Here is a 17,021-nt window from a genome sequence, read left to right as displayed (position 1 = left end):
GTCTAGTGCCGAAGAGAGGACTCGAACCTCCACCCGGGGTGAACCGGACTAGGACCTGAACCTAGCGCGTCTGCCAATTCCGCCACTTCGGCAAGTGGTTCACGCGAGCAACGATCCGCCCCGAGGGGAACAGAACGCCGCTCGACGTGCGACATGTGGGGTATTCTAGCGAGGTCATGGGGCCGGAAGCAAGAGACTGGGGACCTGGAGCCGGAAGATTGGTGCGAAAACGCTTTTGGAGATTGAAGTTACGATGTCGAGGAGCCGGGAGAAGCCTCGGCGGCCGAGCGCGTTCGGGGGCGAAGGTCCGAAACGCGGAGCCGGCCGTCTCGCAGCGCCGAGCCGACCAGGACGGCATCGACCCGGCATCGGGCCAGGCGATCCAGGTCGGCAGGCCCGGAGATTCCCCCGCCGGCGATCAGCTCCAGCTCAGGGATTGAGGGGAAAGCGTCGCGCAAGCTCGTCAGCAAGGTGTCGGTCCCGGTCCCCTGCCCGGTGCCGATGCGGGCCAGATCCAGCACGAGCACCTTCCGGACTCCCTGCTCGATCGCCCGGGCGGCCAGGCCCAGCGGGTCGTCGGTCCCCCACGATCGTTCCGGATCCCCCAGCGGGACTCGATGTTTCAGGTCGAGTCCGAAGCAGACCCGCTCGGTCCCCGCGTCGTCGAGGATCGCGGCCAATGCGTCGGGACCCGAGACCGTTTCCAGGCCCACGATGATCGTCTCCACCCCGGCGGCCAGCAGCGGGGGGACGTCATCGGCCGTCCGCACCCCCGCATCGACCCAGAGCGACACCCCCAGCCCCGCCAGGCTCGACAGCAGTTCCAGGTGGGGCGGTTGCCCCTCGATCGCGTCCAGGTCGGCCACGTACAATGCGGGGGGATCGGGTTGCTCGGCGGCGAGCATCTGATCGCGAAAGCGTCTCGCCCAGGCCAGCGGATTGCACCCCTCGGCGGTGCCGCGGAGCAGGCCGTACCGCTCGCGCTCCCCGGCGACGGCGGCAACGGCCAATCCGGCCTTGAGATCGAGCACAGGAATAACCCGCATGGGATTCAAGGATGAGTCCAGACTGTCTTCGAGTCGCACGGTATTAATTCACGAATTCGTGACCGGCGGCGGCCTGGCCGACGAGGACCTGCCCCCGTCGCTCGCCCGCGAAGGCCGCGCCATGCGGCGAGCCCTCGCCGGCGACTTCGCCGCCGCGTCCGGGGTCCGGGTCGTCATGACGATCGACCCCCGGGAACCCGATGCCGAGGCCCCGGGGCCCTGGAAGATCGTCCGGATCGGCCCCGGAGATGAACGATCTCGCGTCGCCTCGCTGGCGACCGAGGCCGATTGTACCCTCATCATCGCCCCGGAGACCGGCGGACTTTTGCTCGATCGGGCCAGAATGCTCGACCAACTCGGCGTGCCGTCGCTCGGCTGCTCGCCCGAAGCCGTTGCGGTGACTGGCAATGTGCTCACCACCCTCGATCGCCTGCAAAACGCCGGCGTCCGGACGCCTCCCACCCGGGTCGTCTCCCCTCGGCGCGATTGGCCCCGGCGCCCGACCTTCCCCCCCGTCGATCTGGCCCGTGTCTGCCCGTTCGTCGAGATCCCCGAACCCCTGGCCGATTTCCCCCCCCATCTCGCCAAATTAGCCGAAATCGAGCATCCCTCCGTCCTCAAGCCGGTCGATGGCGCCGGCGCCGTCCAGACCTTCGTCCTCGCCGGAGAGGCCCCCTGGCCCGACCCTTCCTGGGCCCCCGAGGTCGCCGTCCTGCAACCCTGGATCGAGGGGGAACCCCGCAGCGTCTCGGTCCTCGTGTCGAGCGACGGTCATCCGATGATCGTCGGCATTGCCTCGCAGCGCACCAGGGTCGATCGGGGGCGACTCTCCTATGCCGGAGGCGTCGCGCCGCTGCCGGGCAGTCCGGCCGTCTCGCGGATGGTCGAGCAGGTCGTCGGTGCGATCCCGGGGCTCCGGGGTTGGGTCGGCATCGACTGGATCGACGACGGCCAGGGCGATCCGATCGTCCTCGAGGTCAACCCGAGGCCCACCACCTCCATCGTCGGCTTCCTTGCGATCCTCCCTCCCGGTATGCTGGCCCAATCCTGGCTGGACGTGCTCGACGACCCGGGCGCCCCGCTGCCCCGTCGGCTGGCCGACCGGGTCCTGGCGTCCGTCGCGTCCCCGGTCTCCTTCGAACCCGACGGCAGACTCTCCCCCTCCCCCTCCTCCTCTCCCCGGGCTGGAGCCGGATCATGAGCACCGGAGACCCCCGACCCCTCTGGCTTGGCCTCGACATCGGCGGCGCGAACCTCAAGGCCGCGCACACCGGCGGCCAGGCCCAGATCCTCCCCTTCGAGCTCTGGAAACGCCCCTCCGACCTCGCCCCGACCCTCGCCCGCCTCGGCCGCGTCCTGCCCGAGTCGAACGCCGTCGCCGTCACCATGACCGCCGAGCTGTGCGACTGCTTCGCCACCAAGTCCGAAGGGGTCGCCGCCGTGCTGGGGGCCGTCTGGAAGGCCTTCCCCGGCAAGCCGATCCACGTCTGGGGCACCGACGGCCAGTTCCACGGCATCAAGACCGCCGTCGACCAGCCCGACCTCGCCGCCGCCGCCAACTGGCTCGCCCTGGCCACCCTGGCCGCCCGGCTCATCCCCGAAGGGCCGGGCATCGTCATCGACATCGGCTCCACCACGGCCGACCTCGTCCCGATCCGCGACGGGCACCCGACCTCCCGGGGCCTGACCGACACACGACGCCTCCAGACCGGCGAACTGCTCTACGCCGGAGTCCGACGGACCCCGATCATGGCCCTCGCCACCGAGCTCCCCCACCGCGGCGAGCCGACCAGCCTGGCCGCCGAGCTGTTCGCCTCGACGCTCGACGTCTACCTGACGCTCGGCGACCTCCAGCCCGACCCGACCGACCTCTCCACCTGCGACGGCCGACCCGCCACCATCGAGGCCGCCCGCGACCGCCTCGCCCGCATGGTGGCCGCCGATCGCGACTCCTTCTCCGCCGACGACGCCCGGTCGCTCGCCCTGGCCGCCGACGGGGTCCTCCTCGCCCGGCTCCGGCGATCCGCCGAACGGGCCTGCGCCGCGACCGTCGGCCGGCCTCGGGGCGCGGTCGTCTGCGGCTCCGGATCGTTCCTCGCCCGCCGCCTCGCCCGGCTCCTTCTTGAACCCGACGACCCCATCCTCGCCATCGATGACGTCTGGGGTCCGCTCGCGTCTCACGCCGGCTGCGCCTACGCCCTCGTCGTCCTGGCCGGGGAGCGCGCCAATCTCGCCCCCTCCTGACCCCCTTTGTCTTCCACCGCATCCCTCCCGTCGAAAGCCCCCGATCCGGACGCCCGTCGAACGGTTCCTCCGTCCCCCGATCCGGACCTTTAGCCGCCCTCGCCGACCGAGACACGCCAAACGCCCAATTTTCCGACCCGAACCTTGCTCGGCTCCGATCCGCCCATGCCCCCTCCCCTCCTCGTCGCCAAGGTCGGCGGCAGCCTGCTCAACTGGAACGGGTTGACCGACGCCCTCACCACCTTCCTCGATCGCCGCCGCGACCATCGGCTCGTCCTCGTGGTCGGGGGCGGCGAGGCGGTCGATGCGATCCGATCGCTCGACCGGACCCACTCCCTCGGCGATCCCGTCTCGCATCGGCTCGCGCTCCGGGGGATGGACCTGACCGCCCATTGTCTCGCCGCGATCGTCCCGAGCCTGGTCGTGGTCGATGCGATCGCCGAGCTTCCCTCCGTCTGGAACGGCCCCTCGCTCCCGGTCTTCGCCCCTCGCCTGTTCCTGGACCAGGAAGACCGAACCGTCGACGACCCGCTTCCCCACTCCTGGGCCGTCACCTCCGACTCGATCGCCGCCCGCCTCGCGGTCCGGCTCGGGGCCGATTCCCTCGTCTTGCTCAAGAGCACCGCCGCCCCCGCCTCGATCCCTCGCGACCAGGCCGCCTCGCTTGGCCTCGTCGACCCGACCTTCCCCGCCGCCTCCCTCCCCATCCCTCGGGTTACTCTGCTCAACCTGCGCGACGCTCGGCTCCCGGAATCCTCGCTCCTCTGATCGGCTTCCGGGGCCATTTCCCGATCCCCGCCCATTTTGTGTGACTGAACCCCCTCTTATTTCAGAGATTACTGTCAAGGGTTCATCCCGAATCGCCCGGATCAGTCTTCGCTCGTAGGGTCCGCCGTGTGGACCGATCTCCTGACAGGATTCAGGAATCGGTCCGCACGGAGGACCCTACAAGAGCAATGCTTTCGGGCGATTCGGTGTCATTCGCTCTTTGGCAACCGCATGCGCAGTGTTTGTTCGTTGATCCCCGACCTGCCCTCCGCCTTGATCCGATCCTCTGAAGATTCGAATCTCGAAGGCCAGCCCTCGGCCTTGCCCCGGCTCGCTTCGATTCCATCCGTCGGCAATCGCTCCGCACACCCCCTCCAGACCCTCCCTTTAACCCCTTCTCGTCGACGCGATTCTCCCTCCGACGTCCCAAGTCGCCCTTCTCACGGAACGAAGCCAAACCGATTTCCGCAAGTCCTTGCTCCATCAGGGAAAAGGTTCCTTGCGGTGCCCTGAAATCCGGCGCACCCTTTTGCGCACCCTCGGCGTACCACGAGGCGCACCACCCCGGCCCGACCGCATTTCCCCTCTCGTTCCGCTTCCCTTCCGACACGCCGCGATCGTCGGACGCATCATCTCCGCAGTTCACCCGATTCAGCACGACACGGTCAAAACGGAACGAAGCCAACGGAATTGACCGAAGTCCTTGCCCTGAATCAGGAAACCGCCATCATCCCCGGCCGAAAATCGGCGCACCCTTCGGCGCACCCTGGCGCACCCTTTGGCGCACCAATCGACTCAGAGCAGGCTCACCGGGTCCACGTCCACCGCCAGCTCGATCGGCTGGGGAGGATCGGCCAGCGGCAGGGCAACCCGAAGCAGCCGTTGCAACGGCCCCGGGGCGGGGGCCCGGAGCTGCAGGTGGTAGCGGAACAGGTGCTTGATCTTCATCACCGGCGCGGGGGCCGGCCCCAGCAACCGGACGGAATCATCCGACAGCTCCCGGAGCAACTGGGCGAACGATTCGAGGTAGCCGACCACCTCGGCCTCCGACGGCCCCCTGGCGATCAGGCGGACGACCCGGCCGAACGGCGGGCACCCGTTCTTCTCCCGCTCGGGCAGTTCCTGGGCCACGAACCCGAGGTAATCGTGCCGCGCCGCGAACGCAATCGCCGGCGCATCCGGCGTGTACGTCTGCACGAGGACCCGGCCCGGACGATCCCCCCTGCCCGTCCGCCCGGCCACCTGGGCGACGAGCTGGAAGGTCCGCTCGGCCGCCCGGAAGTCCGGCAGGTGGAGCGACGTGTCGGCGTTGACCACCCCCACCAGGGTCACGTCCGGGAAGTCGAGCCCCTTGGCGATCATCTGGGTTCCCAGCAGGATGTGCACCTGCCTCGCCCGAAACGCCCCGAGCACCTGCTCATAGGCCCCCGGCGACCGCATCGTGTCCGAGTCCATCCGCCGCACGACGTGCTGCGGGAAGGCGTCGCGGACCTCCCGCTCCAGCCGCTCGGTGCCGATCCCGCCGTAGTGGAGCCGCTGGTAGCGGCAGCTCGGGCAACTGTCCGGCGGGTCGTACTCGGCGTCGCAGGTGTGGCAGAGGGCCTTGTGCCGCTCCTTGTGGTGGGTCAGGGCCACATCGCAGGCCCCGCACTTCAACACATTCCCGCACTTCGGACAGAGGATGAACGTGTGGAACCCTCGGCGATTGAGCAGGAGAATCACCTGGCCGTCGTCGGCCAACGCCTCGGTCATCGCTCGACGCATCAGGCCGCCGATCGCCAGCAAGGGCTGACCCTTCGTCGGCTTCTCGTGCCTCATGTCGATGATGTCGACCCGGGGCATCCGCCGCTCGGCGACCCGGCGGGCCAGGGTCAACCGGGTGTACCTCCCCCGCTCGGTGTTGGCCCAGGTTTCGAGCGACGGCGTGGCCGACCCCAGCACCACCGGCACCTTCTCCAACTGGGCCCGCTTCACGGCCACATCCCGGGCGTGATATCGCGGGGTCGTCTCCTGCTTGAAGGTCGATTCATGCTCCTCGTCGATGACGATCAGGCCCAGCCTCCTCGTCGGCGCGAAGATGGCCGAGCGGGCCCCGACGACCACCTGAATCTCCCCCGCGGCGATCGCCCGCCAGTGCCGATGCCGCTCGGCGTCGCTCAGGTGGCTGTGCAGGACGGCCACCCGGTCGAACCGACGTCGGAAGCGTCGGATCGTCTGCGGCGTCAGGCTGATCTCGGGGACCAGGACGATCGCCTCCCGACCCCGCTCCACCACCCGCTCAATCGCGCTGAGATAGACCTCCGTCTTGCCGCTGCCGGTGACCCCATGAAGCAGGAACGTCTGGAAGCTGTCGCTGCCGAGGACCGGGTCGAGCTGGTCGAGCACCCTCGCCTGCTCGGGGGTCAGGGCGACCGGGGCCTTGCCGTCGTGGTCGTTCTCGAGCGGCTCCGGGTCGAGCGGCCCGGCCACCGGGGCCCTGCTCATCCGGCGTCGGACGGTGTGGATCAACCCCCGCTTGCGCAAGGAGGCGATCGGGGCGGTCGTGCACTTGGCCAGGCGGCAGACGTCGGTGACCGACAGCGTCCCCTCTGCCTTGCAGAGCAGCTCCAGGATCTCGGCCTGTCGGGGCGGCAAGGCCAGCGTGTCCCGGGCCAGGCGGACCTCATCGGGCACGGTCAGGCAGGTGGCGATCCGCGTCCCCGCCTGTTTCTTCACCCCGGCCGGCACCACGGCGTCGAGCGCCTGGCCCCAGGAACAGGAGTAATACCCCGCCATCCAGTGCGTCAGGTCGAGCATCACCCCGTCGATCAACGGGGGGTCGTCCAGGATCTCCAGGATCTCCTTGACCTTCCCCGGCGCGACGTCGGCCGTCGGCTCGATCCGGACGCAGTAGGCCGTCACCGCCTGGTTCGACCGCCCGAGCGGGACCCGCACCCGCTGCCCGACCCGCAACCCGTTCCGCAGGTGCCGGGGGATCGCGTAGGTATACACCTCCTCCATCGGCCGGTTGAAGACGACCCCCGCGAACGGCCCCTCGGCCTCGACGGCGAACAGGGCCCCCTGACTTCGGTCGTCGGCGTCCGCTCGGGTCATGGCGATCCACTTCGGAAGGCATCAACGGTTCCCGCCGCGAGTCTCTCCGGTCCGCAGCCGGAGATTCCCGCGCATTCGCTCCCATTGTCGGCAGAATGCTGGGCGGATGTCCACACCCTCTCCGCCGAAGGGGGTTCAAATGAACGATCGGCCGAAGGCCCGGTCGAGCGCCATCCTGGCCCGGACCATTTCGGGGGAATCGGCCGATCCGACGTTGATCCTGGCCACCTCGAACGGCCGAATCGCCCCCGGCCGATTCGATTGCCCGCCGAAGATGAACCCGGCCCGATAGCCGGCCTGCCGGGCCAGTCGACAGGTCCGATCGTCGTAATCGGTTGCTCCGCCATAGGGATACGAGATGGCATCGACCTCCCGACCCAGTCTGGCTTCCAGCATTCGCTTCGAGCTGACCAACTCCTCCGACTGTTCCTCCTCGTTCAGATCCGCCAGCCTCCGGTGCGTCTTGCCATGCGACCCGACCACCATTCCCGAATCGGCCAGCGTTTGTACCTGCTCCCAGGTCATCAAGGCCGATCGGCCCAGGGCGTTGAGGTCGAGCGAGACGCCGGATCGCTCCTGCAGGTGCTCGGCCAACCGCTCCTCATCGAGCCGATGCGCCGCCAGGCAGGCTTGCACCACGATCGCGAGGGCCTCGGCCCGGCTCGTCCGGGTCAGGTCGATGGTCAACCGTGCCGGCTCGTCCAGCTCCAGGCGCTCCCGATCGGTCTGGTGGATCACCCGCGACACCAGGTCCCACCAGAACGGCCGCGGGTGGTCGATCCGGTCCGGCGGGATGAAGTAGGTGGCCGAGGCTCCCGCATCGACCAGGGCAGGCAAGCCATGCTCGTACTGATCCCGATAGCCGTCGTCGAACGTGATCGCCGCGCACGGATCGTTCAGGGGCGTTCCCCCGCTCGCATGAGCCACCAGCTCGGTCGGCGAGAGCAGTCGGAAGGCCCGTTGGACCTCTTCGATCTGCCTCCGGAAACCTTCGGGAGTCGCCGAGAAGACCGGAGCATAGTCGGTCGTGGCCGTCGGATCACCGATCCGATGGTACACGAGCACGAGTAGGCATGGGCGCCTGGCCAGCCGTTCCATGACCCGGAGCACGCCCGCCTCCCGCATCCGGTGGGCGAGGAACCGACGTTTGTTGAGCATGGCGACCGTCCCGAGACGCTTCGATTGCGATTAGGTGTAGGCGTAGTCCGCTTCAAGCTGGGTCAGGTGCCACGGGACGTCCGCCGGCGGGAGCAATCCCGAGCGGTCCCGGACGTAAAACGGGATGTCGAAGACGGGCCGATAGCCGGAGTCCCGCAAGGCTTCCGTGATCCAGGGGGTTGTCGCGAAGCACTCGGCGACGTCGGCCCCGCGACGGCGAAGCTCCTCCGTGGCGGCCCGGATGCTCGCGAGCCAGAGGTCCGGATCGGGGTCATCGAGGAAGCAATCGACGATCGTTCCCCGCGTCACCGACGGTTGCGGGACGACGCTCAGCATCAGGAACCCCCGGGCCGAACCCCCTCGATGAATCATCCGGCCCTCGAACCAGGGGCGAGGGAACCGGAGGAAGTGATTCAGCACGACCGGGTCGCGCCGGGTGAAGCAGAGCGGCATGGCCAGTCGCCCGACGACCTGCTCCGCGTCCGAGCCGAATTCGGCGACCGGTTCCAGGTCGATCGGCAGGGTTGGCGACCGCCTCGGCCGCGCCAATCCGACCGCGTCGCGGGCCGTGCCGAGGAGCCGTCTGGCCCAGCCGCCGCCGCCTTGGTTGCGGAGCCGGTACCAGGGAACGAGCAGGCGTCGCCAGACGGGAATCCGCTGCCGGATCACGTACCCGGTCCGGTTCCCCATCGCGGCCGACGAGGGGGTCAAACCGATCGCCAGGTGGACCTTCGCCAATCGGTGAACCCGCATGAGCAGGCGGGCCCCCATCCCCTTCCCGGCCTCGGAGACGACCCAGTCGATCGGGTGGATGGCGGGGATCCCGATCGGGTCGGCCGACGGCCCGGTCTGGTGGATGACGGTCGGATGCAGGCTGATGCTGCCGACGATCTGCCCGTCCGTCTCGGCCACCAGGCCGGACGGCCAATCGGCCGGGCCCCCCATCGGGTCGAACAGCTTCCAGGAGAGGACCTCGGGCGCCGCGAAGGTCGCGTCGGGGGGGACGCCGAACGCCCCGGTCAGGAACCGGCTCAGCCGGGGGATGTCTTCGGGATTGATCGCTCGAATCGCGTCGGTCATGGCAGCTTCGCCTTCGCCTCGGCATCATCCCGGACCGGCAGGAACCTGAGCCTCGGGACCGGCTCGGGCATGCTCCTGCCCTTTTCCTGGGCCGGGCGCCCCGCCATAATCGACCGACGGAGGGGTCGGCCGCAACCGGGACGACCCGAATTACCCCCGAGCGTGACGGCCGGACCCGACCGGAGGCCAGCCCTGTTTCCGGTGATCGGCCGGACCTTTCGGAGCGGTGGACTGATGCGATTAGGATTGTTCGGCGGCACGTTTGACCCGATCCACCTCGGCCACCTCATCCTCGCCGAATCGTGCCGGGAGGCGCTGGCGCTTGACGAGGTCTGGTTCGTCGTCGCCGGCCAGCCGCCGCACAAAGGGGGAGATCGGACGGCGGTGGCCGACCGGATCGAGATGGTCCGGATCGCCATCGCCGGGCATCCGAACTTCCGCGTCTCGGAGATCGAGGCGAACTCGCCCGGCCCCCATTATACCTACCAGACGCTCGAAGCGACGGCCCGCGACCGGCCCGACGACTCCCTGTTCTTCCTGATCGGCGGCGACAGCCTGATCGACCTGCCCCACTGGCGCGAGCCGGGGCGTGTGATGGAGCTGGCCACGGTCGTCGCGGTCGGTCGGCCCGGTTTCGAGGAGCCGGCGGCCGACCTGATGCGGCCGATCCTCGATCAGGCGCCTCGGGCCCGGCCGATCGAGCGGGTGATTGCCCCTCAGATCGAGATCGCCTCGCGAGACCTGAGACGGCGGGTGGCCGAGGGACGCAGCCTCCGATACCTCGTGCCGAGGGGGGTCGAGGCCTTCATCAAGGCCCGGGGCCTGTATCGGCCTCGATCCGACCCGGGAGACCGGGAATGAGCCCCTTATCCAGCCGGAATGGCAACCCATTTGCAGGTTAATCTCGGGCCGTAAGGGTCCCGCTCGCCCGGCCCGATCGCGGCCAGGGGTGGCGGGACCAGACCCGATCCCGAGCGGGTGGCCGAGCCAGTGCCCGTCCGCCCGTGCCCGGGGGCGCCGGGGCCCCCTCTTTGCGACAGGATTGACCGCGATGATGCCAATCACCCGAGACGACCTGGAGATCCTGCTCGATACGCCTCAGCAGCTCGACTACGTCGTCAGTGCGTACGCGGACCTGACCGTCCGCGATGGATTCCGCCACTTTGCCAGGACGGAACTGGCCAACATCGCCCGGGATGCCGACGTGGCACTCTCGGAGGCCGAGGCCCGCAAGGCCCTCGACGAGCATCTCGAACCGATCCTCAAGGACCTCGAACAGGCCAAGCCCGGGACCCGGGGGCTGGCCGCGTTCAGCGCCCCGGGGCGAGGGCTCTTCCACGTCGTTCACCTGAACTTCCCGGTCGAGAACAAGCTGGTCCTCGACGAGGACCCGTTTATCCTCCCCTTGCTTGAACGCTGGTTCGGCGACCCGAGCTATCTGGTCGCCCTGGTCGACTCGCACGAGCTGCACCTGTTCGAGGCCCACTCCGGCCACGCCGAGCACGTGACCGGCCTGAACAAGGAAGTGCCCACCGAAATCCAGCGCGACAAGCCCCGGTTCACCTACAAGAAGCGGTTTCTGGACGCCTGGCACGAACGCCAGCAGCAATTGACGAACGACCAGTTCCTCAAAGGGGCCGCCGAGGCCATCTCGGACCATTACCGGGGCGGGGCGTTCACCGGCCTGATCCTGCTCGGCCAGGCCCCCACGACCTCGGCCATCCGCCGCCTGCTGCACAAGGAGGCCGACGCCGCCGTCGTCCTGGAACACGCGCAGGCCATGCGGCCCGAGCCGAAGGTCAAGGACGTGGAGGACGACGTGGCCCGGGCCATGGACCAGTGGCGGGCCGCCGAGCGCGGTCGGCTCCTCGACGAACTGGAGCAGCGATGGGAGCGGAACCACCTGGTGGCCAACGGGCCGACCGAGGTGCTTGACGCCCTGCAACAAGGCCGGGCTGTCGAGGTCATCTTCGGCCCCGACCGGACCATGCCCGGCGCGCGTTGCCTGTCCTGCGGCTATCGGTTCGGCGCCCCGACGGCCGAGTGCGTCTACTGCAACGGCCGGACGATCAGCGTGAACGCGGTTCAGGAGATTCTGCGGATGGCCATCCGGCAGCGGATGGCCCGGGTCCATCTGCTCGACCGTCCGGACGAGCGGGCCCCCGACCCGATGGCACGCGCCAACGGCGTGGCCGCCTTCCTGCGGGCCGAGGCGAACTGGGCACCCCCGGAAAAGGCCCAGTCGTGAGCCCTCCTTGATCCGAACGCGGCCGGGGGGACGGTGCTCAGCGCAGCACCTTTCCCCGGCCCTCGGAGGCGGCCTGGATGACCTGATCGTCGGGCGGGGTCGGCCGGTCGGATTCGGTCAAGGGGACCCGGGTCGGCTCGTCTTGCCCGGAGTACAGCTGGACGACCGGCCGGGAGATGGAGTTGAACACCGAGGTGGGCCAGCGGACGAGGCGGACCCCGTTGGCGAGGGTCACCCGGGGGATGCTCGCCAGGGTGTTCGAGACCAGGGGGGGGCGGATCGGCAGGCCGTCCTCGCGGTGGCCGAGGTGCTGGAAGCGGGCGCCGGCGAGCGTCAGTTCATCCAGCCGTCTCCCCGAGAAGCCGGCCTCCATGGCCAGGTCGGCCGCCGGCCAGATGATGCTCGTGTCGAGCCGATCGACCGTGGCCAGGTTCATCTGCATCGCGTGAAACGGGCCTTCCCCCGTGTCGAGCCAGCTCAAGGAGGCGGTGGCCGAGGCGTGGTCGGCGACGAGTGCGGGCGCGGCCGACCGATCGCTGCGCAGGAAGATGAATTGCTTGTGATGGTCCGGGATCGAGGTCGTGGAGTTGAAGATCGCCCGGGCCCGCTCGTCGCCGACGACCATGTCTTCCTGGGCCGCGATCACGACCAGGGCGGTCGATTCGGGGATCTGATCGAGCGTCGGCTCGCTTGACGGGAGGACTTCTCCCGGCAAGACGGTGACGAGGGCCCTCGGCCTCGGCAGGCCGACCTCGGGGGCCATCGCCGCGAGCTGCGCCGCCAGGTTGCCGCCGGCCGAGTGCCCGATCAGGGCGAAGCGATCGCGGTCCGGCCGCGTCCGGCCCGGTGCCGTGTCGAGCACGACCAGGGCCTTGCGGATCGCGTCGAGCGCGTTGGGGAGGAACTCGGCCGGGCGGGTCGTCCAGTCCGCCTGATACCGGGGATAGATGACGATGTTCCCCCGGCGGGTCAGGTGGGCGATCCAGGCGCCGTACAGGCCGGGGTTGGTGGACATCCAGCCGTGCAGGAGCACCACGACCGGCGCCGGCTCGGAGGGCGTGGGGTCGGTCGGCTCGAAGATCCAGTACGACCTCGGTCCTTCGCCGTAGCTCAGCGCGAGCATCGCGGCGTGGCGGGCGGGCCTGGCGGCGTCGTCCGGGCCGGTCGGATCGGCCGGGGGCTGGAGGAGCGGGAGCATTCCAGCCAACAGGAACATGAGTGCTGATCCCACGTCTAAACCCTCCTTGGTGTCGACGATCCGGGGACGGCATGTCGTCTCTCGACGCAACCTTGCTGGCGCGGCGGGGCAGCACCGAAGGTCCCGGCGAGAGTCCCTTGCATAGCCGTTCTGGGGGAATTCGGGAAGATGGGATCGACGGATCGCCGGAAAAAAACAAGAATTCCGCCGAACCGCTCAAGTCGGACGACCTGTCCGGTCGAAACTTGAGACGGACGATTCGCGAAGGGTCGAGCGGTCCTCGATCGGGCGAATCCTTCGGCAGGACCCTGGGCTGGCAGGGAGGCGAGTCCGGGGCTGCGGTCGATTGCAAACCTATTGGAGTGCGGATGCGTGGCGATTGGCGCGTCTCCTGGGACGGTCGAGGCATCGTCCTGGGTGTCTTGCTCCTGAGTGGATTCCCCACCGGCCCCGCCCTGGCCGACGTGCCCCCGGTCCGCATGACGATCGAACTCTCCTGGCGGCCCGCCGACGACGACCTCGGCCGGGCCCAGAAGGAGGACTCGCCGGGCACCCGGCTCGAGATCTCCGACGGCTCGGTCCTGGATGCCATCGCCTGGGACGACGACCGGCTGGAGCCGTCGCAGAGCCGATCGGCCAGGCGGCTCGACCGCCTGGATCAGGCGGCGATGAGCCTCGGATCGCGTCCGAGGGGGAACGTCCGGGCCCGGGTCGAGGCGCCGATCGAGGCGACGATCACGGTCGCCACCCCGGCCGAAGGCTCCTGGACGGTCCCCCTGATCAGCCTGCTCGACGGCCCTCAGCGGACGGTGCTCGGCTCGGGCACGCTGTTCGAGGCCCGGCGGCTGGACTGGGACGGCGTGGAGGTGCAACTGCCCGGCGATGGGCTGGTGGCGCCCGGGGCGGTCGTGCCGGTCGGCGTCAGGGTGAATGTCCTGACCCCCGAGCCGACGGAGGTCGCGCTCGTCCTCTCGGCTCGTCTCCATCCGGTCCGGTCCGATCGGGCCTCGTGGGAGGAGTCGAGGCGGCTGGTGGTCCCGACGAACCTGAGCGGCTCGGTCCCCCAGCAGTTCAACCTGGCGATGCCCCGGGACGAGGGGACGTATGTGCTGGAGGTGACCGCGTCCTGGGCGCCCCGGGATCTGCAGGCCGAGGGGACGAGGTTGAGCCGATGGTGGCGGCGGCTCCGCAATCGATCGACCGATGTCGCCTACCGTCGCATCAGTTTGGCGGTCATCAATCCCGCCGCACCCGCGCCCCAGTCGGGGGTGCCGGTGCCGCCGGGTCGGCAGGGAGCGGACCGGCTTGACGTGGTCGTCGATTCGAGCGACCTGGGGAGGTCCAAGGGGCTTCGGCCCCGGGCCGAGGGCAGGTTGGCGGCGGAGCCGAATCGGCCCGATTCCCCCTGGACCGTCCCGGAGGAACTCCTGGTCGACCCGCCCCGTCGCGATCGGCTCTGGAACCTGGTGGGCAGGGTCGGGGCCGAGCCCCGGGCGCTGGAACCCGCCGGGGTCGATGGCGTGTCCTGGGTGGCCCTGCCGCTGCACGTGCCCCGCCCCGATCGCCCGCATCGGCTCGACCTGGCGGTCGCCGGTGGCGATCCGGGGGCGATGTCGGTGGCGATCGTGGCGCCGGGCAATCGGCCCAGGCTGCTGCTCGATGCCCGCGGATACGGGCCCCCGATCGCCGGGCCGGGCATGCCGACGGTCCTGTCGTGGGGAGTCTGGCCCGACGCGAGCGATCCGGTCCTGATCGTCGTGAATCACTCGGCCGATCGGCCGTTGTGGCTCGGCGAGGTCAAGCTCGTCGAGCAGGCCGACGACCCGGCCCCGCTGCCGGCGATGAGGCCGCCGGCCGATGGGGGGCGATCGGTCGCCGTGCGATTCTCGGGGCGTCGCGACCTGGAGCGGTTCGGCGGGACGAACGACCTCGGCCCGGATGATCCGATTGCCCGGGCCCGGCACCTGATCAGCTACCTCAGGTCGATGGGGGCCTCGGCGGCGGTCCTGCCCGCCCCGGCCGGGGCGGGTTGGGTTCGAGAGGCCCTGGACGGGCAGGCGCTGGAAGATTCGGCCGGTCCCGATCCCGATCTGGCCCTGATCGCCGCGCTCAAGCGGGCCCGGATGGCCGTCTTCCTGGAGATGGATCTCGAAGGGAGGCAGCTGCCGGGCGTGCCTGCCCCCGAGGACCCGAGGGCCGAGGAGCTGGGCCTGGTCCGGCTCGACCGATCGGGAGGCTCGGAAGCGGACCGGCCGACCTACAACCTGCTGAGGCCGGAAGTCCAGCGGGCGATGACGCAGCTGGTGGTCGAGACGATCCGAGGGGCGGGCGGGGCGCATCGCCTCCCGTGCGATGGGGTCCTGCTCCGGCTCGGGCCCGGCCCGACCTTGCCCGGGCGGCCCGATACCGGGTTCGACGACCGGACCTACGCCCGGTTCGTGAGGGACGCGATCAAGGGGGACGTGGCGCCGGGGCTGGACGGGGATGATCCGGGACGGTTCGCGGCCCGTCACCGGTATCTGACCGGATCGGCGCTGGTGCCCTGGCTGACCTGGCGGTCGAGGCAGGTCGGGGCCTACTATTCGAGTCTCGCCGCGGCCGTCGCCGAGGCCAGCCCCGGCGTCAGCCTCATGCTGGCGACCCCGGGGCTCGACGATGCGCTGGTGGGGGCCGAGGCCAGACGATTCGACCGGGACGGCCTGCCTCCGGACGCGGCCTGGCGGTCGCTGGGGCTGGACCTGACCGACTGGCCGATCGGGGATCGTCCTGTCCCGTATGTGCTCCGAGGCGTCGGGACCGGGATCGGCGGCCTGGAGCACGACCTGGCCACGCACCCCGCCCTCGACGGTCAACTGGTCAACCGGCCCGGGCGAGGCCTGCTGATCGGCCTCGATCAGGAGCGGGCCGCCGGGGACGACGAGAACGCCCCAGGGGGGGCGCTCCGGCTCGCCGCGGTCCCTCCCCGCTCGGGGCCCGACGGGGACGAGGTGTTCTCTCACGCGGTGGCCGCGCTCGACGTGGGGTGGGTGGTCGTCTCGGCCTCGACCCTGGTCGGTCAGGAGGACCGATTCCGACGCTTCTCGGGGATGTTCCGGAGCCTCCCGCGGCCGAGGGCCGGCCCGGTGGGGTCCTCCTCGGTCGGCACGGTTGCCCGGCTGGTGACGCTGCCCGACCGGTCGTACCTCTGCCTGGTGAACGACACGCCGTATGTCGCCCGGGTGACGGCGTTGGTCGGGATGCCGCCTTCGTCGATGATCGAGGACTTCGAGCGGGGGGTCGCGGTGCCGGTCGAGGGGGTGGCCGGCGGGGCTCGGATGAGCGTGGACCTGCCGCCGTTCGGCATCAAGGCGTTCGGGATCGGCGCGACGGGCGTTCGGCTGGATTCGGTCGCGGTGGTCCACGACTCCCGACGCGATGCGCACCGGTCGGCGGTGGCCAGGAGGCTGCAGAGCCTGGCCTCCGGGGGGTCGATCGCCCATCTGAACCCCGGTTTCGAGCCGGAGTCGCTGGTCAGGCAAGCATCGTCCGGAGAGCAGAAGGACGCGGAGCCTGCCGGCTGGACGACCGAGGGGGCGGCCGGGGCCTCGCTCGCGATCGACGTGGTCCGGCCCAGGACGGGCCAGGGGAGCCTCAGGCTTTCGAGCCCCGAGGGTCCCGCCACGGCGACCAGCCCGGCCTTCTCGCCCCCGGGGCCGGCCGCGACCCTGAGGGCCTTCATCAGGACCGATCCCCCCGACGCCGCCGTGCGGGTCCGGATCGAGTCGGAGCCGGGGGCCGTGGCGCCGGTCCACCTGGCCGCCGACCTCCCGCAGCAGCACCGGGGAGACTGGTCTCCCCTGGCCTTGCGGGCCCCCGGGCTTCCGGCCGACGGCGATGCGATGATCCGCCTCCGGTTCGAGCTGCGGGGCCCCGGTCGGCTCTGGATCGACGACCTCTCGATGACCGGGCCGGGCCTGGCCCAGGCCCGAAGCTGCCTGACGGCCGCGCTGCAGGCCTACGACGAGGGGCGTTTCGCCGACTTCGCCCGGCTGGCCCGGTCGCACTGGGTGCAGGAGGCCGGGGGGCCGATCGAGCCGGAGCAGCCGGCGCCGGTGGTCGCCCCGCTGGCCGGAGAGGTCTCGACTGATCTACCCGCTCGCTCTCGGCTGCGGTAAGATCGCGATCGTCCGGGTCCGGATCCCTCGTT

The 17,021-nt window shown here is 70.1% G+C and carries 11 protein-coding genes and 1 tRNA gene; 6 read left to right on the top strand and 6 right to left on the bottom strand.

Going from position 1 to position 17,021, the window contains the following annotated elements; genetic code table 11:
* Nucleotides 1–6 precede the first annotated feature (6 nt).
* Both AB1L88_RS08870 and AB1L88_RS08865 read right to left on the bottom strand, forming a co-directional pair.
* Nucleotides 7–92 (bottom strand) — tRNA-Leu (locus tag AB1L88_RS08870).
* Nucleotides 93–248: 156 nt separating this feature from the next.
* The gene (locus AB1L88_RS08865; protein ID WP_367096286.1) at nt 249–1,046 is read right to left on the bottom strand and encodes a HisA/HisF-related TIM barrel protein; all 798 of its coding nucleotides are present in this window, start codon (nt 1,044–1,046) and stop codon (nt 249–251) included.
* On the opposite strand from AB1L88_RS08865, the gene AB1L88_RS08860 reads away from it, so the two are divergent.
* The 3 genes from AB1L88_RS08860 to AB1L88_RS08850 all read left to right on the top strand — a co-directional run bounded on the left by AB1L88_RS08860 (nt 1,045) and on the right by AB1L88_RS08850 (nt 4,058).
* On the top strand, nt 1,045–2,247 hold the full coding sequence (locus AB1L88_RS08860) for an ATP-grasp domain-containing protein (RefSeq protein ID WP_367096285.1): 1,203 nt from the start codon (nt 1,045–1,047) through the stop codon (nt 2,245–2,247). The two genes, AB1L88_RS08865 and AB1L88_RS08860, sit on opposite strands and share 2 nt — an antisense overlap.
* Entirely contained in the window at nt 2,244–3,290 is a 1,047-nt protein-coding gene (locus tag AB1L88_RS08855; protein ID WP_367096284.1) for a hydantoinase/oxoprolinase family protein, read from the top strand. Before AB1L88_RS08860 ends, AB1L88_RS08855 begins: the two co-directional genes overlap by 4 nt.
* A 165-nt stretch (nt 3,291–3,455) precedes the next feature.
* On the top strand, nt 3,456–4,058 hold the full coding sequence (locus AB1L88_RS08850) for a uridylate kinase (protein ID WP_367096283.1): 603 nt from the start codon (nt 3,456–3,458) through the stop codon (nt 4,056–4,058).
* 795 nt (nt 4,059–4,853) lie between these two features.
* Here AB1L88_RS08850 and priA read toward each other — a convergent pair.
* The 3 genes from priA to AB1L88_RS08835 all read right to left on the bottom strand — a co-directional run bounded on the left by priA (nt 4,854) and on the right by AB1L88_RS08835 (nt 9,389).
* Nucleotides 4,854–7,151 (bottom strand): primosomal protein N', encoded by a 2,298-nt coding sequence (gene priA, locus AB1L88_RS08845; RefSeq protein ID WP_367096282.1) that lies wholly within the window; start codon nt 7,149–7,151, stop codon nt 4,854–4,856.
* 135 nt (nt 7,152–7,286) lie between these two features.
* Nucleotides 7,287–8,309, bottom strand: a complete 1,023-nt coding sequence (locus AB1L88_RS08840) for a polysaccharide deacetylase family protein (RefSeq protein ID WP_367096281.1) — start codon at nt 8,307–8,309, stop codon at nt 7,287–7,289.
* A 30-nt stretch (nt 8,310–8,339) separates the two neighbouring features.
* Entirely contained in the window at nt 8,340–9,389 is a 1,050-nt protein-coding gene (locus tag AB1L88_RS08835) for a hypothetical protein (protein WP_367096280.1), read from the bottom strand.
* 234 nt (nt 9,390–9,623) lie between these two features.
* Between AB1L88_RS08835 and nadD the strand changes: the two genes are divergently transcribed.
* A complete protein-coding gene (gene nadD, locus AB1L88_RS08830; RefSeq protein WP_367096279.1) occupies nt 9,624–10,250 on the top strand; it encodes a nicotinate-nucleotide adenylyltransferase in 627 nt (208 codons plus the stop codon).
* A gap of 190 nt (nt 10,251–10,440) precedes the next feature.
* On the top strand, nt 10,441–11,637 hold the full coding sequence (locus tag AB1L88_RS08825) for a hypothetical protein (RefSeq protein WP_367096278.1): 1,197 nt from the start codon (nt 10,441–10,443) through the stop codon (nt 11,635–11,637).
* A gap of 37 nt (nt 11,638–11,674) precedes the next feature.
* On the opposite strand, the gene AB1L88_RS08820 is transcribed toward AB1L88_RS08825, so the two are convergent.
* Complete coding sequence (locus tag AB1L88_RS08820; protein ID WP_367096277.1) at nt 11,675–12,868, bottom strand: alpha/beta hydrolase; 1,194 nt, start codon at nt 12,866–12,868, stop codon at nt 11,675–11,677.
* 335 nt (nt 12,869–13,203) lie between these two features.
* Here AB1L88_RS08820 and AB1L88_RS08815 point away from each other — a divergent pair, with 335 nt between their 5' ends.
* On the top strand, nt 13,204–16,989 hold the full coding sequence (locus tag AB1L88_RS08815; protein ID WP_367096276.1) for a hypothetical protein: 3,786 nt from the start codon (nt 13,204–13,206) through the stop codon (nt 16,987–16,989).
* Nucleotides 16,990–17,021 lie beyond the last annotated feature (32 nt).

It is taken from the genome of Tautonia sp. JC769 (assembly GCF_040717455.1).
Lineage (GTDB): Bacteria > Planctomycetota > Planctomycetia > Isosphaerales > Isosphaeraceae > Tautonia.
This window is presented reverse-complemented; position numbering and strand designations above follow the sequence as displayed.